The organism is uncultured Campylobacter sp., assembly GCF_938045625.1.
Lineage (GTDB): Bacteria > Campylobacterota > Campylobacteria > Campylobacterales > Campylobacteraceae > Campylobacter_A.
In genome coordinates this window covers 1-24579 of the sequence record NZ_CALIAV010000032.1, presented here as the reverse complement: position 1 = coordinate 24579, position 24579 = coordinate 1, and the positions used below count along the sequence as shown (strand labels likewise).

At 48.2% G+C, this 24579-nt stretch carries 18 protein-coding genes; 12 read left to right on the top strand and 6 right to left on the bottom strand.

Annotation, left to right across the window (positions count from 1 at the left end; genetic code table 11):
• The first annotated feature begins 24 nt into the window (after positions 1-24).
• From ttdB to Q0386_RS03180, 4 genes are all read left to right on the top strand, one after another.
• Positions 25-636: a L(+)-tartrate dehydratase subunit beta gene (gene ttdB / locus Q0386_RS03195; RefSeq protein WP_299026995.1), complete on the top strand. Its 612-nt coding sequence runs from the start codon at positions 25-27 to the stop codon at positions 634-636.
• 302 nt (positions 637-938) lie between these two features.
• The gene (locus Q0386_RS03190; protein ID WP_299026993.1) at positions 939-1568 is read left to right on the top strand and encodes an arylesterase; all 630 of its coding nucleotides are present in this window, start codon (positions 939-941) and stop codon (positions 1566-1568) included.
• A gap of 90 nt (positions 1569-1658) precedes the next feature.
• Positions 1659-2648: an ATP-binding protein gene (locus Q0386_RS03185; RefSeq protein ID WP_299026990.1), complete on the top strand. Its 990-nt coding sequence runs from the start codon at positions 1659-1661 to the stop codon at positions 2646-2648.
• Positions 2649-2813: 165 nt separating this feature from the next.
• Positions 2814-3455 (top strand): hypothetical protein, encoded by a 642-nt coding sequence (locus Q0386_RS03180; RefSeq protein WP_299026987.1) that lies wholly within the window; start codon positions 2814-2816, stop codon positions 3453-3455.
• Between the two features lie 12 nt (positions 3456-3467).
• Here Q0386_RS03180 and polA read toward each other — a convergent pair whose 3' ends face one another.
• Together polA and Q0386_RS03170 are read right to left on the bottom strand one after the other, a co-directional pair.
• Positions 3468-6122, bottom strand: a complete 2655-nt coding sequence (gene polA, locus Q0386_RS03175) for a DNA polymerase I (RefSeq protein WP_299026984.1) — start codon at positions 6120-6122, stop codon at positions 3468-3470.
• Between the two features lie 203 nt (positions 6123-6325).
• Entirely contained in the window at positions 6326-8779 is a 2454-nt protein-coding gene (locus tag Q0386_RS03170; RefSeq protein WP_299026981.1) for a molybdopterin-dependent oxidoreductase, read from the bottom strand.
• 228 nt (positions 8780-9007) lie between these two features.
• Between Q0386_RS03170 and Q0386_RS03165 the strand changes: the two genes are divergently transcribed.
• The 3 genes from Q0386_RS03165 to Q0386_RS03155 are packed head-to-tail and all read left to right on the top strand — an operon-like array spanning position 9008 to position 11879.
• On the top strand, positions 9008-9577 hold the full coding sequence (locus tag Q0386_RS03165) for a YcxB family protein (RefSeq protein WP_299026978.1): 570 nt from the start codon (positions 9008-9010) through the stop codon (positions 9575-9577).
• A 20-nt stretch (positions 9578-9597) separates the two neighbouring features.
• Positions 9598-11514 (top strand): hypothetical protein, encoded by a 1917-nt coding sequence (locus tag Q0386_RS03160; protein WP_299026976.1) that lies wholly within the window; start codon positions 9598-9600, stop codon positions 11512-11514.
• Positions 11515-11543: 29 nt separating this feature from the next.
• Positions 11544-11879, top strand: coding sequence for a hypothetical protein (locus Q0386_RS03155; protein WP_002947408.1), 336 nt, complete (start codon positions 11544-11546; stop codon positions 11877-11879).
• Positions 11880-11996: 117 nt separating this feature from the next.
• Here Q0386_RS03155 and Q0386_RS03150 read toward each other — a convergent pair whose 3' ends face one another.
• Positions 11997-12593, bottom strand: coding sequence for a DJ-1/PfpI family protein (locus Q0386_RS03150; RefSeq protein ID WP_299026971.1), 597 nt, complete (start codon positions 12591-12593; stop codon positions 11997-11999).
• A 134-nt stretch (positions 12594-12727) separates the two neighbouring features.
• Between Q0386_RS03150 and Q0386_RS03145 the strand changes: the two genes are divergently transcribed.
• A complete protein-coding gene (locus Q0386_RS03145; protein ID WP_299026968.1) occupies positions 12728-14356 on the top strand; it encodes a formate--tetrahydrofolate ligase in 1629 nt (542 codons plus the stop codon).
• 451 nt (positions 14357-14807) lie between these two features.
• Here the strand turns inward: Q0386_RS03145 and Q0386_RS03140 are convergent, their stop codons facing one another.
• Positions 14808-15248 carry a pyrimidine dimer DNA glycosylase/endonuclease V gene (locus Q0386_RS03140; protein WP_299026965.1) on the bottom strand — a complete coding sequence of 147 codons (441 nt, stop codon included), beginning with the start codon at positions 15246-15248 and terminating at the stop codon, positions 14808-14810.
• Positions 15249-15364: 116 nt separating this feature from the next.
• Entirely contained in the window at positions 15365-18220 is a 2856-nt protein-coding gene (uvrA, locus tag Q0386_RS03135) for an excinuclease ABC subunit UvrA (protein WP_299026962.1), read from the bottom strand.
• A gap of 175 nt (positions 18221-18395) precedes the next feature.
• Between uvrA and Q0386_RS03130 the strand changes: the two genes are divergently transcribed.
• Both Q0386_RS03130 and Q0386_RS03125 read left to right on the top strand, forming a co-directional pair.
• Positions 18396-20054 carry a DASS family sodium-coupled anion symporter gene (locus tag Q0386_RS03130; protein ID WP_299026959.1) on the top strand — a complete coding sequence of 553 codons (1659 nt, stop codon included), beginning with the start codon at positions 18396-18398 and terminating at the stop codon, positions 20052-20054.
• Between the two features lie 92 nt (positions 20055-20146).
• Complete coding sequence (locus Q0386_RS03125) at positions 20147-21730, top strand: class I SAM-dependent methyltransferase (protein ID WP_299026956.1); 1584 nt, start codon at positions 20147-20149, stop codon at positions 21728-21730.
• Between the two features lie 89 nt (positions 21731-21819).
• On the opposite strand, the gene Q0386_RS03120 is transcribed toward Q0386_RS03125, so the two are convergent.
• Positions 21820-22572 carry a sulfite exporter TauE/SafE family protein gene (locus Q0386_RS03120; protein WP_299026953.1) on the bottom strand — a complete coding sequence of 251 codons (753 nt, stop codon included), beginning with the start codon at positions 22570-22572 and terminating at the stop codon, positions 21820-21822.
• A gap of 77 nt (positions 22573-22649) precedes the next feature.
• Here Q0386_RS03120 and Q0386_RS03115 point away from each other — a divergent pair, with 77 nt between their 5' ends.
• Both Q0386_RS03115 and Q0386_RS03110 read left to right on the top strand, forming a co-directional pair.
• Complete coding sequence (locus Q0386_RS03115) at positions 22650-23078, top strand: DUF302 domain-containing protein (RefSeq protein ID WP_299026950.1); 429 nt, start codon at positions 22650-22652, stop codon at positions 23076-23078.
• 48 nt (positions 23079-23126) lie between these two features.
• Entirely contained in the window at positions 23127-24494 is a 1368-nt protein-coding gene (locus tag Q0386_RS03110) for an anthranilate synthase component I family protein (RefSeq protein ID WP_299026947.1), read from the top strand.
• Positions 24495-24579: the final 85 nt, after the last annotated feature.

The following is a 24579-nucleotide window of genomic DNA, read 5'->3' as shown; positions in this document are numbered from 1 at the left end:
AAAATCGCACAAGGAGTTCGCGCTATGAGTAAGAAAATTTTAACCACGCCGATCGCGCCCGAGGATCTAGCGGATATCAAGATCGGCGACGTGATCTACCTCAGCGGACACATCGTCACCTGCCGCGACGTGCCGCACAGACGCGTCGTGCAGGAGTGCCGCGAGCTACCGATTGATATAGCAGGCGGTGCGATCCTGCACGCAGGGCCGATCATCAGAAAAACCGGCGATAAAAGCTTTGAGATGGTCTCCGTGGAGCCGACTACTAGCATGCGGATGGAGAAATTCGAGCGCGAGTTTATCGCCAAAACGGGCGTGCGCCTGATAGTGGGCAAAGGCGGCATGGGCGAAGGCACGATGAGCGGATGCAAGGAGTTTGGCGCGATACACTGCGTATTTCCGGCAGGCTGCGCGGTGGTCGCCGCGACGCAGGTCGAGCAGATCGAGAGTGCCGACTGGACGGAGCTTGGTATGCCAGAGACCTTGTGGAAGTGCCGCGTAAAGGAGTTTGGCCCGCTCATCGTCTCCATAGACGCGCACGGAAATAATCTTTTTGAGCAGAACAAGGTCAAATTTAACGAGAAAAAGGACGCGGCGCTGGCTGAAATTTTACCGCAGGTCGGGTTTATAAAATAGCTAAATTTAGGCGGCTTGCGCTTTGAAATTTCACGATGGTCGCCAAATTTTAACGGCTTTAGGCGTATTGCGGGCGAGTGGCAAAACACCGCGACGGAGCGCATGAAATTTGCTTTAGAATTTGCGTTAAATTTTAAAATTTAGCGCAAATTTTCGCACGCGACGGCTTGTATCTTAAATTCACGCAAATTTATAAATTTGAGCGAGTTTGCTTGCGTTCGGCGATTAAATTTATCGCGGCACGGTTTGCGTTTCGTAAATTTACCGCAAAAGCGGAGAAATAAAAATTCAACGGAGCTTTTATGAGAAAATTTTACGCGATACTGCTTGCCGCGCTCGTTGCGCTATCTATCGCGGCTTGTGGCGGCAGAGACAAAGAACGCCCGCTACCGGCCGGCAGCGTCGTGGTGGCTCTGGGCGACTCGATCACGCAGGGAGTTGGTGCTAGCGAGCAGAGCGCGTGGCCGGCAAATTTAGCGCGCTTGAGCAGCTGGCAAGTGCTAAATGCGGGAGTTTCGGGCGATACTAGCGCGCAGGCTTTGGCGCGTTTGCCCGCGCTTTTGCAAGAATATAAGCCCGCACTCGTGATAGTTAGCATAGGAGGCAACGACTTTTTGCGCAGACAGCCTAGCTCCACCACGCGCGCCAATATTGCCGCCATCTTGCGCACGGTAAAAGAGAGCGGCAGTCGCGCGGTGCTGATCGGCGTTCCCAAGCTAACTTTGGGTGCGGCTCTGGGCATATTTAGCGATCACGAGCTGTACGAGGAGCTGGCGAAGGAATACCGCGTGCCTTTGCTCTCTGACGCCTGGGGCAACGTGATGAAGCAAAGCCGCCTGATGTCCGATCAGATCCATCCAAACGCTGTGGGCTACGCGGAATTTGCCTCGAGCTTAGAAAAATTTCTGCGCAAGCAGGGATTTTTGCGGTAAGTTGTGCGCTATGGTTTGCAAGATTAAATTTAAAATACTTAGAAATTTAATCGCTATTCTAGTAAAATTTTAAAACAATAAAGGATCAATATGAGTACCGCCAAAGAAAATATCGAACAAAGATTAACGGAAATATTGCAGCGAGATAATGCCGCCTGCGTCGTTTTGGACGGCGAATGGGGCGTAGGAAAAACAACTTTTTGGAAAAATTTTTCTAATGAAAAATTTAAGGAAAATTCTGTTTATGTATCTTTATTCGGTAAGGAAAGCATCCAGGAAATCAAGCAAGAGATAGGAATACAAATTTATAAAAGAAATAAATATATTTCGGAATTTTCAAAGAAAGCAAGACATTTAAAATTTGACAAGGTAATTGACGAAATAACACCTAAGCTAGGTTCGGCAGTAATAGGTTGTATATCGTTTTTTGAAAAAAAAGACTTTAAAGACATTATAATCTGCTTCGACGATTTTGAAAGAATATCTGATAAGATAGATTTAAAAGATGTTTTAGGGCTGATTTCCGAATATAAAGAGCAGCAAAATTGTCATATAGTTATGATTTTAAATCGCTCAAAGATGACGGCTCCTGCTAAAGAAACACAAAAAGAAGATAAGGAAAATTTAGAAGATAAAGAGCTCAAAAATGATAGTCAAACAAAAGAGGATAAAACAGAACTAGAAAAAATTTTATCGGAATACAAAGATAAAATTATGGACTACGAATTTTATTATGATCCGACTCCGCAGGAATCTTTTAGTACCATACCAGACAAACTAAAGGAAGTTTACCGAGATGCAGCATTGCGGTATTTTGAAAAACACGCCATAAATAACATCAGAGTAATGAAGCGAGCAATAAATGCGCTGAATGATTATAAGCAACATCTAGAAGACAAACTGCAAAAATATCAACCTATAAAAGACAACGTCATAACTTATATACTAGGAATATCAATTATCAATGCGATGAACTCTTCTGCAAAACTCGAGCGATTTCTCGGTGTGTTAAATTTTTTTGGAGAGCTTGAGGACGTATACGATTTATTTAAAAACAAAAAAGATATGAGTAAAAAATAATATGCGGAATATTCGCTTATAATTTCATATGATGCACACTATCGCCAATTGGGCGCAAATATACTATCTTATGCTCAGAAATCTATTATAGATACTAAGAGCCTCGATACGATTATAGAAAATATAATTAAAAATGAGCAATATCAAGAAATCAAAAAGGAAATTTTGAATGAGTATTTTAAAGGTACTTTAGATTTACAATATGATAATAGACTTTTTGTAAAGAGTCTCTTTAGTTGTCTAGAAACAAATAAAGAGAATATAATAGATATAGTCGGGGTTAGTCCTTTTATTTTATACATAGAAACACTAGGAAAATTTGATGAAGAAAATGAACAAAAATACCATAAATTTGCTACTAAAGTTTTACTAGATTATATAAGGGGTGTTTTCGAAAACAACCAATATCAAAATTTATATACCGATATTTTAGGTAAAATGACAAATTTTGATGAGCGTGTTAAGGAACTACACGATAATTTTATAACACAAAATGAAATATATAAGATATCATCTGCAGAGAGGATAATGGAAAATATTTTTAACGCTAGAGTTTCGGTCCAAAAAGAGTTATCCTCAAAAATAACGGAAGAAATTTTAGAAAAATATTGCTATGAAGATTTAGAATTTCTTCGTAGCGCGATAGGATTTTTGCAAAGAGATATTTCTAGACTCCAGAACAACAAAGAACTAAAAGATAAAATTTTAAAAGTATTTAAAATTTTATCAGAAAACGGCGACAAAAATCAAAAACTTAAGATGAAATTCATACTTGAAGATTTAAAGGAAAAGGCTTATTTAGAATAAGCCTTTAAATTTTTACTTCAGTTCGCCCCAATCCTTCGCCACGTTTAGGCTCGTTTTTAGCGGTACGTTTAGTTTATAAATTTCTTGCATTATCTTTTGCGCCGCTGCGCCAAACTCCTCAGCGTAGCCGTCTTGCACCTCAAAAATCAGCTCGTCATGTATCTGCAAAAGCATTCTAGCGCGCGGGCTTAAAAGCGGACGAATTTTTACCATCGCCATCTTGATGATATCCGCAGCCGAGCCTTGAAATATCGTGTTTACCGCTTCGCGCTCATACATCGCCGTTTGCATCGGCGTCGCGGTAGTAAAGTCAAACAACCGCTTTCTACCCAGCAGCGTGCGCACGAAGCCCTCGTTTTTCGCCGCGGTTTTTATCCCCTCTAAAAAGCCCTTTATCGTAGGGAAAGCTTTAAAATAGCGCTCGATATACTCTTTTGCCTCGGTGCGCGTGATACTTACTTGATTTGCCAGCTTGCTCGAGCCCATGCCGTAGATGAGGCCGAAATTTATACTCTTAGCCACCGCGCGGTTTTGCCCCTCGGCGCTGCCAAATATACTAATCGCCGTGCGCGCATGGATGTCCTCGTCGTTCGCAAACGCCCGCAAAAGCGCCTCGTCGCGGCTAAAGTGCGCGAGCAGTCGCAGCTCGATCTGGCTATAGTCAAGGCCCACGAAGCTAAAGCCGCTTTTGGCCTCAAAGCAGCCTCGCACGTCCTTTGCCAACGCACCGCGAGCTGGAATATTTTGCAGGTTAGGGTTTTTAGACGAGAGCCTGCCCGTACTGGTTCCCGTCTGGATAAAGTTCGTGTATATTCTGCTGTCGGCGTCTTTTTTAGCCAAATTTAGCAGCGGTTCGCAGTAGGTGCTTTGCAGCTTATATAGCTCGCGGTACTCGAGTAGCTTTTCGATGACGGGATGCTCCTCGATGAGCTCAGCTAGCACGGCCTCGTCGGTGCTGTAGCCCGTTTTGGTCTTTTTCTTTACGGGTAGTTTTAGGTGTTCAAACAGCACCGAGCCCAGCTGCTTAACGGAGTTAATATTAAAATTTTCGCCCGTTAGCTCGTAGATTTCGCTCGTCAGCGCCTTGATCTTAGCGTCATTTCGCAGGATTAAATTTTGCATTTTCCCCTGGTTTATCGCGATACCCTCGCGCTCCATATCAAAAAGCGTGAGGATGAAAGGAAACTCGTGCTTACCTGCAAGTGCGAGCAGCTCGGGATCAAGCAAATTTAAAAAGCTTTTATAAAATTTGAGCGTTATCCAAGCATCCTCGGCGGCGTATTTTGCCGCGTTTTCTAGAGCCACGGACGCGAAGGTCTCGCCGCGCTTTACCACGTCTTCAAATTTGATCGTGTCGTAGTCGTAGAGGCGCTTAGCTAGCGCGTCCATACCTACGCTTGAGCCTGGATCCATGAGCCACGCTAGTATCATCGTATCTTTAAAATTTGCAGGCGGCTCGAGCCCCAAATTTCGCTTTACGACCTTAAAATCGTACTTTAAATTTTGCCCGATCACGCAGCCTTTGTAAATTTGCCCTATCGCCCAGGCGGCGAAATTCTTGCTCACCTGCTTTGGCGCGCCCAGATACTCGTGCGCCACCGGAACATAGTAGGCCTCCTCGTCGTTAAAGCAAAAGCTAAAGCCGACCAGGCGGGCGTTTTGCGTATCGACGTCCGTGGTCTCGGTGTCAAAGGCCACGAGCGTGTCCGCGTCTATATTTGCCAGCAGTCGCTCGATCTCGTCCTCGTCAGTTAAAAGCCGCGCGTTAAAGCCAAGCTTAAATTCCGCGTTTTCGCCCGCGTCTTGGCTGTTTTGTAGCGCTTTTAAGAGGCGATTTAGATCGTATTCACGAAGGGTATCGGCGACCTTTACGAGCGGATTTTGCTCAGGAAATTCCGCCCTTTTTAGATCTAGCACGTCAGGCACGTCGTCAAAGAGCGAGGTTAGTCGCTTGCTCAAAAACGCGCTCTCTCGGCCTTCTGCTAGCATCCCGCGGATACGTTCGTTTCGCACTAGCGGCAGGTTTTCGTAGATGCCCTCGAGGCTGCCAAATTCATTTAAAAGCTTTTTGGCGCCCACCGCGCCGATGCCTTTGACGCCGGGGATATTATCCGAGCTATCGCCCGCGATCGCGAGAAAATCGCGTATGCAACTTGGCGGAACGCCGTATTTTTCTATGCAGCTCGCGCTATCGTGGTCGATCTTGCTTTGGGGGCTGTAGATGCTTACCTTGCCGTCCTCGATGAGCTGATAGAGGTCTTTATCGTGCGTCACGATACGTACGAATATATCCCGCTGCTTGCACTCCTTTACGACGCTAGCGATGATGTCGTCGGCCTCGTAGCCTTCGCGGCTCACGGCGGCTAGGCCCATTTTTTCTATCATTTCGATGCACACGGGCAGCTGCTCTTTTAGCGCGGCGGGCGGCTCGGAGCGGTTGGCTTTATACTCACCCAGGATCTCGTGGCGCAGCGTTTTGCCCTTGCTATCTAGCGCGAAAATGATATAGTCGCTGGCAAACTCCTGGCGCAGATTCATGATAAAGCTAGCAAAGCCGCTCACCATGCCGCTTGGCTTGCCTTCGCGGTTTTTTAGTCCGCTCATCGCGTAGTAAAGTCTGAAAAAAAATCCGAAAGTGTCGATGATCGTTAGCGTTTTTTGGCTCATTTTTTATCCTTTTTTTTGGCTAATTTTACAAATTTTAGGCAAAAAAACGGCTGATTTGAAAGCAAATTTAAAATTTAGCGGCGCGGAGCAAGCGCTGGAGCGGTCAAATTTGAGTTAAATTTGACGCTAAATTTGAGCGGGTAAATTTAAAAAGTAGTCAAATTTGAGCGGCTAGCTTACCGCTCAAATTTAAATCACAAAGCCTAAGCCTCTATCGTTGCAGGCCTATCAAACGCCGTTACGCTCGGCAGTTCGCCTTTAAATTTCTCGATCTGCACCATGCTCGTGTGCGCGGTGTTGCTTTGCGAGAGCTGCGAGCTAGGCACGTCCTTGGTTAGCACGTTTATGTTGCCGTGTTTGCAAAGACTTTTCTCGCCCCAGACGGCCGGGTCGTACCACGCGCCTTCGCTCACGATCACGACGTTATCTTGCGCGGTGTCGCTTACCAGCGCGCCGCAGAGGATCTCGCCTCGATCGTTGTAGATCCTCACCACGTCGCCTGTTTTTATGCCGCGCGCCTTTGCCGTGGCGGGGCTGATGAGCGCGGGTTCGCGGTTTGCGATCTCGGCGTAGTTGCGGATGAGCGAGCTGTTTAGCTGCGAGTGGAGCCTAAATTTAGAGTGTGCGCCGCTGATGGCGATCGGATACTTGCTCACGTCGCCGCCCAGCCACTCAAACGGCTCCATCCACGTCGCGTGCGGCGGGCAGTCGGCGTAACCTAGCTTTTCGACCGCTTCGGAGTATAGCTCGATCTTGCCAGACGGGGTTTTTAGCGCGTTTTTCTCTGGGTCGGCGCGGAAGTCCGCGTAGTTTGTGAAGTATCGCTTTTTCTCGTCCACTTGATCAAATTTAACGTAGCCTTTCTCCCAAAATTCCTCAAATTTCGGCATCACTATGCCCATGCCTTCGGCTTGCTTTGCGGCGTTTTCGTAGATCTCGCGCACCCACTCAAGCTCCGTTTTACCCTCGCTAAAGGCCTGTTCGTACTCCTCGCCCCACTGCGCGCAGATGAGCCGCGCGATCTCAAAGTCGCTCTTGCTCTCGCCCGCAGGCTTTACTAGCGGTTTAATCGCAAAGAGGTATTCGCTAGTCGAGTTTGCAAACTCTATATCCGTGCGCTCGCACTCAAGAGCCGACGGCAGCACGATGTCGCTGAGCCTCGCCGTACTCGTCCAAAACGGCTCCGTGGTGATGATCGCTTCGATCTTTTTCATCGCCGCGACCGCGCGGTTGGTGTCGGGATGTCGGGTGAAGGTCGAGCCGTTGGCGTTAAACATCACGCGGATGTGCGGCATGACGTATTTTTTGCCGTTGCGTTCGATCTGCTTACCCGGTTCCATGATTGCGTCTATGAGCCTGCTGTTTGGTATCTCGTGGTATTTGGCTTTGGCTAGCTTGCCTTGCGGGGCGATGTATTTTTCGTTTACCGCCGGGTTAAATGCCTGAAGCTTTGGCGCGATGAAGCTGATATCTGCGTTTTTATGCATCTGATCGTTCATCACGTAGCCGCGCCCGGTCTTGCCGATATCGCCTAGCATCGCCGCTAGCGTGATCAGCGCCCAGTACGCCATCTCGCCGTGGTGCTGGCGCTGGATAGAGTAGCCCGTGACGATGAGCGTGTCTTTTTTAGCTAGAGTATCAGCTAAATTTTTTAGTTCCTTTTCGCTCACGCCGCAAATTTTACTCGCCCATGCAAGATCCTTTTTCACGCCGTCTTTAGCGCCCGTGAAATAATCCTTAAATTTATCAAACCCGACCGTGTAACGCTCTATAAATTCCTTGTCGTAAAGCCCGTTTTCGTAAAGATAATCGCAAAGCCCGATCAGCATTGCCGTATCGGTGCAGGGGCGCACGGCGAGATAGTGCGCGCCGAAATACTCCGCCGTTTCGTTGCGGTAAACGTCTATGCTGTAAATTTTCATCTCGCCTTTTTTAAATTTATCCTTCATAATCTCGTAGTAGGCGTAGGAGTTGTGCATCGGTACGCCGATAGCGATCTTGTTTGATACGACTGGATTCGTGCCCCAAAACACGATTGTTTTGGCCTCCTTTACCACGCCTTCCCAGCGCGTAGGATTATGCGTCGGATCGATAGAGCCCGTCACGTGAGGCAAAAACGCAGTCGCCGCGCCGTATGAGTAGCCGCCAAGCTCGCTCACGTAGCCTCCTAGCGCGTTTAGCATGCGTTTTGCGGTGCGCTGCGAGTGGCCGACCTTTCCTAGGCTACCCCACTGATAAAGCTGTCCGTAAATGGCCTCTGAGCCGTATTTATCGAAGTTTTCTTTTAAAATTTTAGCGCTTAGCTTTATCGCCTCGTCCCAGCTAACGCGCACGAAGGGCTCTTTGCCGCGAAGCTCCAGTTTTGGATTTGATGGATCGGCTAGGAAGCTTTTGCGCACGTATGGGTATTTCACGCGCGTTTCGTTTTGGATGTGATCGCTTAGGGCGTTGTTTAGCACCGTTGGCATCGCGTCGCCCTCAAACGGCTCGGTGCCAACGACTCTGCCGCCGATTGTTTTTACGTAAAATGCGCCAAATTTATTCGCGCAAAGCCCCATCTGCTCGTCAAATATCGCCTGCGCCGCCGCGTTAAATTGCTTCGCCTGCGCCGAAGCTGCCGCGAGCGCGCCTAGTTTTAGAAAGTCTCGTCTTTTCATGGTTTTTCTCCGTTAAATTTAAATTTTGATTGGTTGATTTGGTTTAAATTTAGCGGGATTTACGTGGTTGAGTTTTGCATAGTTTGCCTTTAAACGTATTACGCGACCTCGCGTCTTGGCGGCGATTTTACGAAATTTAGGCTTAATTCTCGTTTTAGCCGCCGTTTTAAAAATAGCGTAAATTTAGGCCAAATTTGATAATATCTCATCAAAATTTAAAGGACGAAAATGTCAAATTTAAAAGCCGAATTTGAGATAAAGCCTAGCGCCGAGTATAAAGCGATGACGCGCGAGGTGGGCAAGATAGTCTATAAGGGCGATAAATTTATGCGAAACATACGTATATGCGACTTTACGGCATCGGCTCTTGGCATGTTTTTTATCACGCTTTTGTGCGTCAAATTTTACTTCAGGGAGCTTAGCGACTTGCTTAGGGATTACGGTTTTAGCGGCGTGGAAAATCTAGCCTACCTATCGTGGATGGCCGCGTTTTTTACTCTGCTTTACGCTACTGGGCTGCGGCCTTGGCTGCTTACTCGCGCGCTGATAAATAAAGCAAACTACGGCGAATTCGGACCAAAAAGCGTGATCTTAGAGGATGAGTTTTTCGTGCAAAAGAGCAAATTCGGCGAGGGCAGATATTTTTATAACGTCATCAGCGACGCTCGCTACGTCGGTAGTTTCGTCGTCGTTATCATCGCAAACTCCATGTTTTACGCCGTGCCGCGCGAGGCTTTCGCAGACGGCGGAGCGGAGTTTTTAAGCGAGATAAAAAAGCGCGCGGGACTAGACGCGTAAAATAAAATTTAGGATTTAAAATGAGCGAATTTGACGAGTTAAATTTACGCGAGCCGTTTTTAAAAGGGCTGCGAAATCTAGTAAGCGGCAACCAAGCTAAGCCTGAGGACTTGGTAGAAATTTCGCACGAAATTTTTGATTTTGAAGCGATGGCAACCGTGACGTGGGAGTTTTACGGCAAGCGCGAAGAGAGCAAGATCGCTGGCGGCGCAAAGGAGCAGATACATTTCGGCGACGACGCACGCGGCTACGAAAATCACGCCAGAGAGTGCTTATTGCAAGCTAGAGATAGCGCCGATTTGCACGAGATTTTACTCGCCGAGCTACGCCAAGACGCAAAAGAAGCCGTCGCAAAATCAGGCGGCGCGGTTAGGTATTACGATTTTAAGCCCTTTAGTATGAGCGAGCGTTGCGGCAACTGCGGCGGCGACGGGCAGACGAGATGCGGCGAGTGCGGCGGACGAGGCAAAAAAACCTGCTCCAGCTGCGGCGGACGCGGACGACAAAGCTGCTCTACGTGCGGAGGCGACGGCGGCGTAAATCGCCCTCACACGCAGTATAACTCAGACGGTAGCACCTACGTGACGTATCGCTACGAGAGCTGTTCGTCATGCGGAGGTAGCGGCTCAAACACCTGCTACGGCTGCTCGGGATCTGGCACGGTTAGGTGCGGCGGATGTGGGGGATTAGGCTACGTGCAGTGCGCCCAGTGCAGCGGACACGGATACTTTACCACGGTAGCAAACATCGGCGCCTACGCAAAACCAAGCGTAAATTTACGAATAAAATCGCGCGCCTACGCGGACGAGCTTTTGGACTTTTTATGCGCGCGCACCTGCAAATTTATCTCGCAGACGATACTGTTTTATCAAGACGAAGAGAGCGGCGGGGAGGATTCGCACCTGTTTTCTTACGTGGGTTCTAGCGCGATAACGCGGATAAATTTTATCCTGCTAGGCAAGGAGTACGAGGCGGTGGGCTTTAGCAACCCACCCTACGCCTTTATCAGGCCGCCCTTTTTCGATGATCTTTTTGCAGACGAGATATCTATGCTAGAAAAGATCAACGCCGACGGCAAGATAACTAGGCGCGAGGCGTTTAAATTTTTCACGCGCTACTGCTCGCAGCCCGCTCTTGACTCCGCGCTAAAGCGTATCGCTAAAACAGACGGCGCGCAAACAGAGGCTGCAAACGCCGTGATAGAGGCCTGCGACGGCTACGTCTCAAGGGGTGCCGCAAGCAAGCTAGGCGATACGATGAAAAAATGCCTGGATAAAATCTCTCCCGTTTACTCGCCTGCGGTTTGGTTCGGGCTGGGCTCTGTGTTTTGGCTGATTGCGCTGGTTTTTACGGCAGGATTTTTAGGCGAAAATTTAGCCGAGCGCTACATCATGTCGCCTATTTATACGCTTATATTTTTGGCTATTTGCGCGGGCGTTGCTTTGTGTGTATTGGCGCCTCTTAGCGCGCTGGTTACGCTATTTCGCCGAAGTAGCGTACCTAAAGAGTACCGCCAAAGCATGCGAAACAAAGAGGCTTTTTCGCTGTTTTCTAAAATTTTAGCCGGTTTTGGAGCCCTCGGCGCGATCTACGGCGCGATATCTGGCTTTGGTTACGCGCCGACTCTTATGCAGCTTGACGAGCGGTTTGAGGCGTCGCGCAGCCTGGAGGCTAAATTTCGCGAGATGACGGCTAAATTTGATGGCTCAAACGAGACCGCACGCGAAGCAAACTCTACCGCCGCAGCTAAAACCGCGCCACAGACGACGCAAAAAGAGAAAATTTTATACGTGCAAAAGGCTATCGGCGTCAAGGCCGACGGCATCATGGGCGCGCGCACGCTAAAAAAGGCGCAGGAGTTTTTGGATGCAAATTTGACTAACGCGGATGAAATTTACGAAGCGATAAAAGCAAAAGAAGCTAGCCGCGCAAAGTGATTGCTTATAACTCATTTTAGGAGGATAAAATGCCGAAAATCAACTGGGACGGAAGGTCTGCTGGCAACGGTACTTGGGTATACGAGGGCAACGAGCTAAAGCCCAAATACGGCGCAACCACGCACAATACCTTTGAATTTGACGGCGGCGTGCTAAAGCCTAAAACTGGAGCCAACTCCTCTAACACCTTTGAGTTTGACGGGAGAAAAATAAAACCCAAATACGGCGCAAACTCAAGCAACACTTGGGTGATACAAGGCAATGTCGTTAAGCCCGATTTTGGTTCAAACTCGAGCAACACCTACGACATAAACGGAGCTCCCATCGCCGTCATAATAGGGCAAGTCTGCCTAAAACTGTGGTAGCGCGGGACAAGATACGAGCCGTTTGTTTTAAAACTTACGATTTTGGCGCGCGGCGCAGTAAATTTGACTCGGCTTAAATTTAGCGCTCAAATTTTAGCAACCGCCGCAAACTAAATTTTAAAACAACTCCGCGTTTTTGTCGCTATTCCAGACGTATTCCATCGTCCGAGCGATACGCTGCGCCTCGTCCCGTCCGTGCATATCCGCGATAAAACCCAAAGCCGCGTCGATACCCGCGCTCACGCCCGAGCTCGTGTAAAATTTCCCGCTAACGCACCAGCGGGCCGCGCGTATCCAGCGCACGCCAGGAGCCTCTGAGGTCGCCCACTGCCACGATAGTTTGTTGCTCGTGGCCTCCATGCCGTCCAAAAGTCCCGTTTTAGCTAGCAAAACCGAGCCCGTGCATACCGCGATCACGTGATCGTGTCTGCCCGCTAGCTCGCCCAAAATAGCGATAAACTCGCTCTCATGCGCAAGCTCCCTAACCGCAAAACCGCCCGGCACGAGCAAAATATCAAATTTAGCTATCTCATCTAGCTTTCGCGTCCAAATTTTAGCGTTAGTACTGCCGCCGACGAGTTCGCCAGTAGCCGAAAAATACTCTATCTCGTAACACTTTCGCCCGTCATCCAGCGCCCTAGATAGCGCCTCCGCCGGCCCCAGCGCGTCCATAGTAGTAAATCCCTCAAAAAGCAAAACATTCACCGCCTTCATCGTCGCCCCTTTGCTGATTTTAGTTTCAAATTTAGCCCAAATTTGATTACGAGCGGCTAAAATTTAATGAGATTTTTCGCATTTGCGAGGTAAAATTACAAAATCATTTTAAATCAAATTTTTAAGGAAAGACGATGCTAAGCGACAGAGAAATAGAAGCGAGCGCAAAGCCGCAAAATATCGTAAAAATCGGTGCAAAACTGGGGCTAGGCGAGGAGGTGCTAGATACCTTCGGCAAGCTAAAAGCCAAGATCGAACCGCGCCTAGGTAGCGCACCCAGCGCAAACCTCATCCTAGTTACCGCGACTAACCCGACACCGTACGGAGAGGGCAAAACGACCGTAACCGTGGGGCTATCTGACGGCTTAGCACGTATCGGTAAACGCGTGTGTGCCGCGCTTAGAGAACCAAGCCTTGGGCCCGTTTTTGGTATAAAAGGCGGAGCGACTGGCGGCGGATACTCGCAGGTGACGCCTAGCGAGGATATCAACCTGCACTTTAACGGCGACTTTCACGCTATCACCTCGGCAAATAACCTCATCGCTGCGATGCTAGATAACCACATCCACCACGGCAACGCCCTAAATATCGACCCTGCGCGCGTTGTTTTCAAACGCTGCATGGATATGAACGACCGCTCGCTAAGAGAGATCGAGATAGGTCTTGAAAAGAGCAATAAATTTACGCGAAAGGATGGATTCGTCATCACCGCCGCTAGCGAAATAATGGCAATCCTGTGCCTCGCGACCGATCTAAAAAATCTAAAAGAACGCGTCGAGAACATCGTCGTCGCCTACGATAAAGAGGGCGACCTCGTGCGCGCAAAATCCCTAAACTGCGCCGACGCCGTCTGCGTCCTGCTAAAAGAGGCGATAAAACCAAACCTCGTGCAGACGCTAGAAGGCACGCCCGTGCTCATCCACGGCGGACCGTTTGCAAATATCGCGCACGGCTGCAACAGCGTGATAGCAACCAAAACTGCTCTAAATTTAGCCGACTACGTCGTGACCGAGGCGGGTTTTGGCGCTGAACTAGGAGCGCAAAAGTTCCTCGATATCAAGTGCCGCACCGCAGGACTTGCGCCAAAATGCGTCGTACTAGTAAGCACCATCCGCTCGCTAAAATATAACGGCGGATGCGATAAAGACGGCATCTCACAGCCAAATTTGGACGCGCTAAAGCTAGGCGGCGAAAACCTAAAAGCCCACATAGAAAATCTCAAAAATTTCAATCAAAACGTCATCGTCGCGCTAAATAAATTCGCGACCGACACGGACGAGGAGATCACTCACGTCCGCGCTCTTTGCGAGGAGTCGGGGGCTGAGTTTAGCGTGTGCGAAGGCTTTTTAAAAGGAAGCGTGGGCACAGAGGATCTGGCCAAAAAAGTCGCGCAAATCTGCGAAAAACCGGCTCGCGAGATAAACTTCACCTACGATGCAAACGACCCTGTCAAAACCAAGATCGAAAAGATCGCGACTAAAATTTACGGCGCAAAAGATGTCGTATTTGGCCCGCGCGCACAGGAGGATCTGGCCGAGATTTCGCGTCTAGGCTTTGAGAGTTTGCCTGTTTGCGTCGCAAAAACGCAGTATAGCTTTAGCTCGGACGCCAAGCTACTAGGACGACCAAAGGACTTTAGCTTCGAAGTTAGCGCGCTTGAGATCCGCGGCGGAGCTGGCTTTATCGTGGCGGTTAGCGGATCAACTATGCTGATGCCAGGACTGCCTAAAGTGCCTGCCGCCGAGCAGATGAGAGCGGAGTAGAACGAGCTCCGATCTGTAAAATTTGAACGCAAAATTTGATCGGTCGGCGAAGTTTTTTTGAAAAACAAAGGCGAATTTGGCGGAAATTTTACGTCAGGTTCGCCTTTTTAAATTTGACGGTTTCGTCCTTTAGATTTGACGTCAAATTTAAAACGTTAAATTTAACAGCCGACATCGTAAAAAGATAGTTACATCGGTTGGCTTCGGCGCTCTTTAAAACCGTACATGTTTACCGCTCAAAGTCGCGGAGAAATTCAAGCTCCGTACAAGAAGTATCACTCTATCAACATAGCAGTTTTAAAAGCCAAATTTAGCACTCGAAATTTTATAAAACCGCCGCCTGTCGCAAATTTAGCTTCACTGTTTTTGCGTCAAATTTAGAGCAAAATCATCATAATGTATTTTCACGTTTTTACTAATCAAATTTGCCCAAGCAAGCCAAAAGACGACGCTAAATTTTCACCTTTTTCCACGGCTCGATTCCGCCTTTGACCTCTTTAAAAATGCTCGCGATTTCTATATCTTTAACGCTTAAATTTCGCTCGTAAGCCTTGATGTCGCGCGATTTTAGCTTCTCTTGCAAAAATGCGAATTCATACTCTATCTGCCCGTGAGTGACGGCTATTTTGGCTAAATTTCGCTCGTCAAATTCGCCCACTTTTGCCGCGTCAAATTTATAGTCGCGAGCGCAGGCCTGCGCATAAACCTCCGCTAGATACGCGTTTATCGCCGCCTGCGCGTTTTCATGCGCGTAAAAGCGGTCAAGCTGCGGGTGATTTCTGTAGCCCTTGGTAAGTCCAGCCAGCACGTTTTTAGCTAGCAGCGCCTCGCGCCAAAGTGCGACTAGCCCCTTTGCATCGAGATATTTAAAACTTATCGTCCAAAGCCGCATTTTTTGCCTTTCGTTAAATTTACCGCAGTTTTTGCTGGCCAAATTTGGCGCGGCTTAGCCTGCAAATCATCAAATTTATACCGCAAATTTGCCTGCCGCAAATCTCTTAACGTCGTTTATTTTTTCTTCGACTTTTTTGCCGCGTTTTTCATATTTTCCAGCTCCTCGGCCAAAAATTTACCCGTATAGCTACCCGTTTTTTTATAATTTTTAGCGACATCTTTTACGCTACCCTCAGCGATGATTTTACCGCCTTTTGCACCGCCTTCAGGCCCCATATCTACGATGTAGTCGCAGTTTTTGATGACGTCCATGTTATGCTCGATGACAAAGACCGAGTTGCCAAGATCGACCAGGTGATGTAGCACGCGCACGAGCCTATCGACGTCGGCAAAATGCAGCCCCGTAGTCGGCTCGTCGAGGATATAGAGTGTATTTCCCGTGTCCGAACGGCTGAGCTCTTTTGCGAGCTTTACGCGCTGTGCCTCGCCGCCGCTTAGCGTCACGGCGTTTTGACCCAGCGTGATGTAGCCTAGGCCCACGTCTTGCAGCGTCGTTAGTTTGCTAGCGATTTTAGGCACGGATTTAAAAAACTCCACCGCCTCGTCGATGCTCATATTTAGCACGTCGGCGATATTTTTGCCTTTGTAGAGGATTTCTAGCGTCTGCGCGTTGTAGCGGGTGCCGCCGCACGAGTCGCAAACGACGTTTACGTCTGGCAAAAAGTGCATCTCGATCGTGATCTCGCCCTCGCCCTGGCACTTTTCGCAGCGTCCGCCCTTGACGTTAAAGCTAAACCTACCGATCTTGTAGCCTCGCAGTTTGGCCTCTTTAGTCTGCGCAAAAAGCCCTCTGATCTCGTCCATCACGCCCGTATAGGTGGCTGGATTACTGCGCGGAGTGCGGCCGATCGGGCTTTGATCGAGGTAGATCACTTTGTCTAGATTTTCTAGTCCGCTCAAATTTACCCCCGCGACCTTTTTTACCTTTTTAGCTCGGTTTAGCTGCTCCTGGGCTTCAGGCAGCAGGGTTTGCAGTACGAGCGAGCTTTTACCCGAGCCAGAAACTCCCGTGATACCGACTAAATTTCGCAGCGGAAAGCGCGCGCTTAAATTTGAGATGTTGTTGATATTTACGTTTGAGATTTCAAGCCACGTGTCGCTTTTACGGTTTTTTTGGTAGTCGATTTCCTTTTCGCCGTTTATGTAAAGCGCCGTTTGCGTGCTTGAGCCTAGCAGGCTTTTCACGTCGCCGGCAAAAACTATCTGCCCGCCAAATTTCCCCGCTCCAGGCCCGATATCTACGATATAGTCGGCCTCCTCGATCGTCTTTTTATCGTGTTCTACGACGATAACCGAGTTGCCTTTGGCTTGCAAATTTCGAAGCGTTTTTATGAGCTTTAGCGTATCGCGCTCGTGCAGACCGATGCTAGGCTCATCTAGCACGTACATCACGCCGCTAAGGCCCGAGCCGATCTGGCTTGCTATACGAATCCTTTGCGCTTCGCCGCCGCTGATCGTGCGCGCGTCACGTCCGAGCGATAGATAGCCAAGCCCCACGTCGTAGAGGAAAAACAGCCTCTCGTTTATCTCCTTAAATATCGGCTTTGCGATCGTTTTATCGTATTCGCTAAGGTAGCTAAAATTTGACTCGTCCGAGAAAAACGCGGTGCAGTTTTCGATACTCATATCTAAAATTTCGCCGATACCGCGCCCTGCGACCTTGACGGCTAGGCTTTGAGGCTTTAGCCTGTGTCCGCCGCAGTCGTCGCAGACCTTTTCGCTCATGTATTCGTCGAAGTCCTTGTAGTCCTTTAGCAGTCCGTGCGTGATTTTTAGCGCACCTTCAAATTTGCGCAGCAGCTTGTTTCGCTTCCAGAAAAACTCGACCTCTTTTACGTTGCCGTAGAGCACGAGGCGCTTTTCATCCTCGCTAAGCTCGCAGTAGGGGCGCTTTACATCGATACCGTTTTGCTCGCAAAAAGCTAGTAAAAATTTATAATAATAGCTCATGTTGTAGCCGTAAAGCAGCTTTATCGCGCCGCTTTCGATGCTTTTTTCCTCATCGATCACTTTGGTTAGATCCAGGCTATATCTGATACCAAGGCCATCACACCTCTCGCACGCGCCTTTTGGGGAGTTAAAGCTAAAGCTAAGCGGCTCAAGCGGCGTAAATGAAATTTTGCAATCAAAGCACGCCGAGTGCTCGCTGTAATGTATAAAGCTCTCTTTTAGCCCGAGTTCTTCGGCATTTGCGATCTCGATCTCGACCTCGCCGTAGCTCTCTCCTAGCGCTTTTTCTACGTCTTGAGCTAGGCGCTGCGCATTATCGGCGTCTATAACGATGCGGTCCACGATGAGCTTTATCGTGTGTTTTTTGGTTTTAGCTAGCTCGATCTCCTCATCTAGACGCACCTGCACGCCGTCTATCTGAGCTCTCACGTAGCCTTTGCCGCGTAAATTTTCGATCAGATCCGCCCATGTGCCCTTTTTTTCACGCACAAGCGGAGCGTAGATGACGACTTTAGCACCCTGGGGTAGCTTTTGGATCTCGTTTATGATATCGCTAGCCGACATTTTAGAGATCGGTTTGCCGCACTTGTGGCAGTGCTGTATACCGATACGAGCGTAGAGGAGGCGCAGGTAGTCGTAAATTTCCGTTATCGTGCCCACGGTTGAGCGCGGGTTTTTGGACGTGGTTTTTTGATCTATCGCGATGGCGGGCGTGAGGCCTTCGATCTTATCTACGTCGGGCTTGCCTACGCGGTCTAGAAACTGTCTGGCGTAGCTTGATAGACTCTCCATATATCTGCGCTGCCCCTCGGCGTAAAGCGTGTCAAACGCTAGCGTGCTCTTGCCGCTGCCGCTAAGTCCGGTGAAAACTACGAGCTTATTTTTTGGGATTTCGAGGTTTAAATTTTTCAGGTTGTGCTCGCGCGCGCCCGTGATTTTTATGGTGTCGTTTGCGTTCATTTTCGCTTCCGTGATTTTAAATTTTTAACCCGTAATTATACCCAAAATCTCTTTAACTAAAATCGCTGTTACTTTTATCAACACTTTAGTAAAAAATCAATTTTAAAGTAAAAGAATTTTTTAAGCTATAAGCTTTTTGGATGTATTATAAATTATCCCAAGCATAGGAGTTATCATGGCAAATCCAAACATTCCTATAGACAGAAGAACAAACCGAGTCGAGCTCATCGGGCTGGTGCTAGGCGTTTTGCTAGCGATTTGGGTTTATAAAATCTTCCCCGCAAACGCAGGAGACATCGCTCTAGCGGCGGCCAAGGGCAAAAAGCTGCACGTAGAAGCTATGCCAGTCGTCGCCGCGGTAGCTGCGCTGATGGCGGCGTGGTGGATGACCGAGGCCATCGCCCTGCCCGCGACCGCTCTGGTGCCGATGGTGGCATTTCCGGTGCTTGGCGTCGATGCGTTTAAGGTTGTAGCGGCGCCGTATGCTTCGGACACGATCTATCTTTTTATGGGCGGCTTTGTGTTAGCCCTTGCTATGCAAAGGTGGAATCTGCACACCAGAATCGCCCTTGGTATCGTGCTTTTAGTTGGCACGAGCCCGAGACGGCTGGTGGCGGGGTTTATGGTGGCGACGGGATTTTTATCCATGTGGGTGAGCAACACCGCAACCGCCATAATGATGCTGCCGGTGGGCCTTAGCGTACTGCATTTGGTCGGACGTCTAACGACTCAAAAATGGACGTTTACGGCGATCGAGGACGTGGCAAATTTGGACGAAATTTCGCGAAAAGGCGTGCAAGGCGGCTTTATGAATACGGTATTTCACAAAGGCCGCGACATCGCAAAGGAGATAAAAGAAAAAACGAGCACCTTTAGCTCAAATTTCGGTATCTCGCTGATGCTAGGCATCGCCTACGCCGCCTCGATCGGCTCAGTTGGCACCATCATCGGTACTCCGCCAAACGCCCTTCTGGTTGCATACATGAAAAACGAATTTGGCATCGAGATCGGCTTTTTTGAGTGGATGTTAGTCGGCGTGCCGCTTAGCGTCGTTATGCTTGCGGCGTGCTGGTTTTTGCTCACTTACGTACTCTTTAAGCCTGAAATCGGCGAGATACCAAACGGCAAAAAAGTGATCCAAGACGAGCTAGATAAACTAGGCCCCATAACCACGCCAGAAAAGCTTGTCGGAGTCATCTTTGTAGCAGCGGCTGCGTGCTGGATATCGCTAGGTTTTATCCTAAAGTCCTTTGACGTAAAAATCGCTAGCTTAGACGCGATAATAGCGATGAGTACGGCGATTTTGTTATTTATCGTACCCGCAAACAAAAGCGGCGAGCGTCTCATCGACTGGGATAGCGCCAAAAAGCTGCCGTGGGATATCCTCATACTCTTTGGCGGCGGACTGTCGCTATCGGCGCAGTTTAGTAGCAGCGGACTGTCGCTTTGGATCGGTCATCAGGTCTCTGCGCTCGGCGCGCTGCCTGTCGCCGCGATCATCATGGCCGTCGTAACGCTCGTCATTTTCCTCACCGAGATCACGTCAAACACCGCTACCGCAGCGGCCTTTTTGCCCGTCATCGCAGGCGTTAGCGCGGGACTTGGCTATACCGGCGCAAACGTGATGCTGTTTACGATCCCGGTCGCTATGGCGGCTACGTTTGCATTTATGCTGCCCGTCGCCACGCCGCCAAACGCCATCGCATACGGCTCTGGCTACGTAAAAATCAGCTCGATGATAAAGGCTGGAATCTGGCTAAATATCATCGGTATTTTTCTTATCACGGCAACCGTCGTTTTTATCGCTTCGGCCGTTTTTGGGCTTAAATTTTAATCAAATTTAGGCGGTCTTAACCGCCTAAATTTACCCGCATTTAATAGCCCTTGCTGTATTATCGTAAAAATATTTTAACCCAAGGCTCTAAAATGAACGAAATTCAAGAATCGTACAATAATCTTCCATATATTTCATCGGCTTTCCCCGAGACTTCGCCTGCGCGACTTGAGGCTTTGGCTTCGTTTTTATCGCTAACTCCGCCGCCGTCTAAAACAGCCAAGGTGCTAGAAATCGGTTGCAGCTACGGCGGAAATTTGTTTCCTTTTGCCATCGCAAATCCGCAAGCAAAGGCGCTAGGCATAGATCTAAGCGAAGTGCAGATAAATAAAGCCAAAGAGTTAGCCGAACAAATGCGTGTGGATAATATCGAATTTAGGGCAAAAGATATCTGCGATTTTACTGATGCGGACGTGAGAGATTACGGTAAATTTGACTACATCATCTGCCACGGCGTTTATAGTTGGGTGCCGGACGTCGTAAAGGACGCGATTTTAAAAACTATCAAGCGATTTTTGAGCCCAAACGGCGTGGCGTACGTGAGCTACAACGTCTATCCGGGCTGGAAGATCAAGGATACGATCAGGGATTGTTTGATTTTCGGTACCAAGGACATAAAGGGAGAAACCGCAAAGGTAGCTAAGGCTAGAGAGCTTTTAAAAGTACTTGGAGAATACGCCAAATTTTGCCAAAAAGACGGCAATGCGAGTCAAATTTTTGTAAATTTCGAAAGTCTAAAATTTCATATTGATTATATTCTAACGATGAACGACTCATACATAGCTCACGAGTATTTGGAGGCTTTTAATAATCCGATTTATTTTAAAGATTTTGCAAATAGTCTAGAGAAAAATGACCTAGCATATCTTGCCGAAGTCGGACTCGAGGATGTTTTTCAGTCAAATTTGGGACTGGAAGAGTTTGACTCGTATATAGACGCAAATTTTAGCTCGCGTATCGAAAAAGAGCAGATGCTTGATTTTTTAACCAATAATATTTTCAGACGCAGTATGATAGTGCACAAAGAGCTTGTTCCGAACGATTTTAGCGTAAATATCGGCGTGGACGAACTTTGCAAGCTGCATATATCGGCAGACTTTAGCAAAACGAAAAACGGCTACCTAAACATCAAAAATATCGCGATGAAGCCTGAGTACGACTGGCTTTATCAAGTCTTTACTGACGTTTATCCGGCAAGCGTAAATTTTGCCGACGTCGCCGCGCTCTTAAAAGACGATGAAAACGCCGTAAAATCAGCGTATTTTGGCTTTATGGAGATTTTAGCCGCAGACTGCGCTAAGCTAACGACCTACGATCGTCCAAAGGTTGTTTACGAAGCAGGCAAAAGCCGCTTAAAAGAGCGAGTACGAGGCTATTTTGAGTATTTCTCCGCCGCAGACGAACCAGTGATAAAAATCGCCGACGAACTAAACGTGCCGGCAAATTTTTCTCAGTTTGACGCCTTTATCGCTCTTAAATTTAACGGCGAAAACTCGCTCGAAAATATCATAAAACAAACGGTAAAATTTGCACGCGAAAGAAATCTGGAGTTTGCCGGCAAAAACGGCGAAGTAATAAAAACCGTCAGCAAAAACGAATACCAAAAAGCAGCCGAAGAGTATATAAAAGATCTCGAGCTAAAACTAAGCGATGGCGGATTTTTAGAAAATTTCTGATTTTTATTGAAAGCGGGTGGGGTAAATTTACCTCGCTCCATTATTTATCGCAAATTTAATCGTATTGCTTTAAATCTATAAACTCAAATTTAAGCAAAAAGCTTATTTATCATTATAATTAACGTCGTACAGATGAGCGCGAGTAGGCATCTTTTTTGGACGGTGCGGTCGATCTTTTGCGCTAAAGCTACGCCAAATCTAACGCTTATAAGCGAGCCGATACCGACCAAAGCGCCCACTTCGTATTGTACGAGTCCTTGCGAGGATAGGCTAACAAAACCCGAAATCGACGAAAATATCACGAAAAATAGTCCCGTGCTGACGGCCTTTTTTATATCATAGTTGAGAAAATTTATCAAGACCGGCATGATGATAACCGAGCCGCCGATACCCACGCTGATAGCCACCGCACCGACAAAAAGTCCGACGAAAAAAAGCGGAACGAGAGATGGAATTTGCGCGCCTTTTGGCTCGGGGTTTTTAAAAAATAGCTTAATAACGTTAAAAGTTTGAATACAGATAAGCGTTAGAAGCAAAAACTTAGACGGTACGCTCGCCACGATAAAACCGCTCGCGCTCGCCCCGCAAAAGCCGCCGATGCCTAGCACCAAAGCAGGCTTTAGATCGACGTTTTTGTTTTTTATATTTAAAAGCGAGCCGTAAACTGAGCTAAACACCATCTGCAGGACGCTCACGCCGATTGCGTATTTGACGTCAAAGCCCAAAAACACGAGTATCGGCACAGCCGCCGCGCCGCCTCCTATGCCCAAAAATCCAGACAAAAAGCCGACAAATAGTCCCAAACACACGTATCCGATCGATGCAACCGATAAAATTTCCATAATCTCGCCTTAAAGTAAAATCCGATTTTAGCCGTTTTTGGGTAAAATTAATTTTAAAATTTAAAAAAGGAAAATTATTGAAAAGATTGATTTTGATGATTTTTGCGGGATTAAATTTGGCCTTCGCAGGCGTCACAACAGGCCAGAGCGAGTTAGAGCTAGAAGCCGCGGTTAAGAGATTTCAAAGACTGCTTGACATGAAAGACGTTAGCGAATTTGCCGTAGTGCCTCATCACGTTTTCGCCGCGCAAACGGGAGTAAATTTGACGCCGTCGGTTACTGTGATTTTTGGCGCGCCGGGCGTACTTGCGCCCTTAATAGAATGCGAACCGAGCCTTGCGCTAGAGCTTCCGTTTAAGTTTTTATTTCAAAAAAGAGAGGGCAAAACGGTCGTGAGCTTTGAGGATATAAAAAGCGTCGCGGCTAGATACGGCGTTTCGGACTGCCACGCCCTAGACGCGGCGCAGAGGCTAGAGCGCGAGCTTTTTGACGCCGCCGTCAAATGAAAATTAAGCTTAATTTTTATATAATCTGCGCTCATTAAAGGATGTTTTATGTTACTTTTGAGCCCCGTTTTTTATTACGAAAAGATCCGCGAAAAATTCGCCAACTCCTACCTCGCCGAGGACACGACGCAGACCATCGTCGGCATCGACTGCGAGTACATTAGCAGCGAACAGACCGATTTTGCAGGGCTTAAGAGCTATTTTAAAGCTCAAAAATCGGGTACCCCCTTTGCGGGACTGTTTGGAGTGCTGGGCTACGGCGGGATAAAATATTTTGAAAAAATACCCGAATTTAACGCCTTGCAGTACGATTTCCCCGACTTTTTCTACGCTAACGCCCGCGCCTACCTACACTTTGATAAAAATAGCAAAATTTACAGCTTTTACGGCGACCGCGAGCGGTATTACGATTTCCTCGTTAAATTTAGCGCAGATGACGAAGCGGCCGCCCAGAAACAGCGCGCAACAAGGTGGAGCAAATATAAAATTTTAACCGACCTAGACGGCGAAAAAGAGCATTTTCTGAGTATCGCGAAACGCGCCAAAGAGTACCTAAAAAGCGGCGACGTCTTCCAAGTCGTGCTAAGCGAACAGCTAAAACTAGCCTCGGATATGGATAGCCTAGACTTCTACCGAGCGCTGAGCGAGGCAAATCCGAGCCCATATATGTTTCACTTCCCGACCCCATACGGCGACGTCGCGGGCTCTAGCCCCGAGCTAGTCTGCGAGATCAAAGAGGGTAAAATCTACGTCGCGCCTATCGCAGGCACGCGCGGACGCGGCAGGGACGCGATAGAGGACGCCGCGCTCGAGCGCGAACTGCTAAGCGACGAAAAGGAGCTAGCCGAGCACAAAATGCTCATCGACCTCGCTCGTAACGACATCGGCCGCGTCAGCAAGCCAAAAAGCGTCGCAGTCAAAAACGCCATGCGTATCGTGCGCTACGAGAGCGTGATGCATATCGTAAGCGACGTCTACGGCGCGAAGGCGGATGATCTAGACGCATTTGACGCGGTCGGCAGCATCTTCCCAGCAGGCACGCTAAGCGGTACGCCCAAGATCCGCGCCATGGAGATCATCGCCGAGCTTGAGCCCTATAAGCGCAACGCATACGGCGGCGGCATCGGATTTTTCCACTTTAACGGCGACGCGCAAATGGCGATTTTGATTAGAAGCGCGATATTTGCGCGTAAATTTGACGGCAAATTTGACGCTGGCAGGCATGACCCGCATCTTGACGGCGCAAACGAGTCAAATTTAAAAATCGGCGAACTTGGGGGAAATTTCGCCGAAATTTTCGTGCAGGCCGGAGCGGGCATCGTGATCGATAGCGTTCCCGAATACGAATATAAAGAAATTTGTAAAAAACGCGCCTCGGTGCTAAACGTGTTTGCGAAAAACGCAAGGGAAATTTGAGAAATTTGACCTGCACGTAGTGCAGCAACCTCTCACGTGCAGTGGGGTTAGAGAGGGCTTGGGAGAGGAAGGGGCGACGCTTCGT

Coding starts and splice junctions, on each gene's coding strand:
- ttdB (WP_299026995.1), top strand. CDS start 25: ATGAGTAAGAAAATTTTAACCACGCCGATCGCGCCCGAGGATCTAGCG.
- Q0386_RS03190 (WP_299026993.1), top strand. CDS start 939: ATGAGAAAATTTTACGCGATACTGCTTGCCGCGCTCGTTGCGCTATCT.
- Q0386_RS03185 (WP_299026990.1), top strand. CDS start 1,659: ATGAGTACCGCCAAAGAAAATATCGAACAAAGATTAACGGAAATATTG.
- polA (WP_299026984.1), bottom strand. CDS start 6,122: ATGAGCCAAAAAACGCTAACGATCATCGACACTTTCGGATTTTTTTTC.
- Q0386_RS03170 (WP_299026981.1), bottom strand. CDS start 8,779: ATGAAAAGACGAGACTTTCTAAAACTAGGCGCGCTCGCGGCAGCTTCG.
- Q0386_RS03165 (WP_299026978.1), top strand. CDS start 9,008: ATGTCAAATTTAAAAGCCGAATTTGAGATAAAGCCTAGCGCCGAGTAT.
- Q0386_RS03160 (WP_299026976.1), top strand. CDS start 9,598: ATGAGCGAATTTGACGAGTTAAATTTACGCGAGCCGTTTTTAAAAGGG.
- Q0386_RS03155 (WP_002947408.1), top strand. CDS start 11,544: ATGCCGAAAATCAACTGGGACGGAAGGTCTGCTGGCAACGGTACTTGG.
- Q0386_RS03150 (WP_299026971.1), bottom strand. CDS start 12,593: ATGAAGGCGGTGAATGTTTTGCTTTTTGAGGGATTTACTACTATGGAC.
- Q0386_RS03145 (WP_299026968.1), top strand. CDS start 12,728: ATGCTAAGCGACAGAGAAATAGAAGCGAGCGCAAAGCCGCAAAATATC.
- Q0386_RS03140 (WP_299026965.1), bottom strand. CDS start 15,248: ATGCGGCTTTGGACGATAAGTTTTAAATATCTCGATGCAAAGGGGCTA.
- uvrA (WP_299026962.1), bottom strand. CDS start 18,220: ATGAACGCAAACGACACCATAAAAATCACGGGCGCGCGCGAGCACAAC.
- Q0386_RS03130 (WP_299026959.1), top strand. CDS start 18,396: ATGGCAAATCCAAACATTCCTATAGACAGAAGAACAAACCGAGTCGAG.
- Q0386_RS03125 (WP_299026956.1), top strand. CDS start 20,147: ATGAACGAAATTCAAGAATCGTACAATAATCTTCCATATATTTCATCG.
- Q0386_RS03120 (WP_299026953.1), bottom strand. CDS start 22,572: ATGGAAATTTTATCGGTTGCATCGATCGGATACGTGTGTTTGGGACTA.
- Q0386_RS03110 (WP_299026947.1), top strand. CDS start 23,127: ATGTTACTTTTGAGCCCCGTTTTTTATTACGAAAAGATCCGCGAAAAA.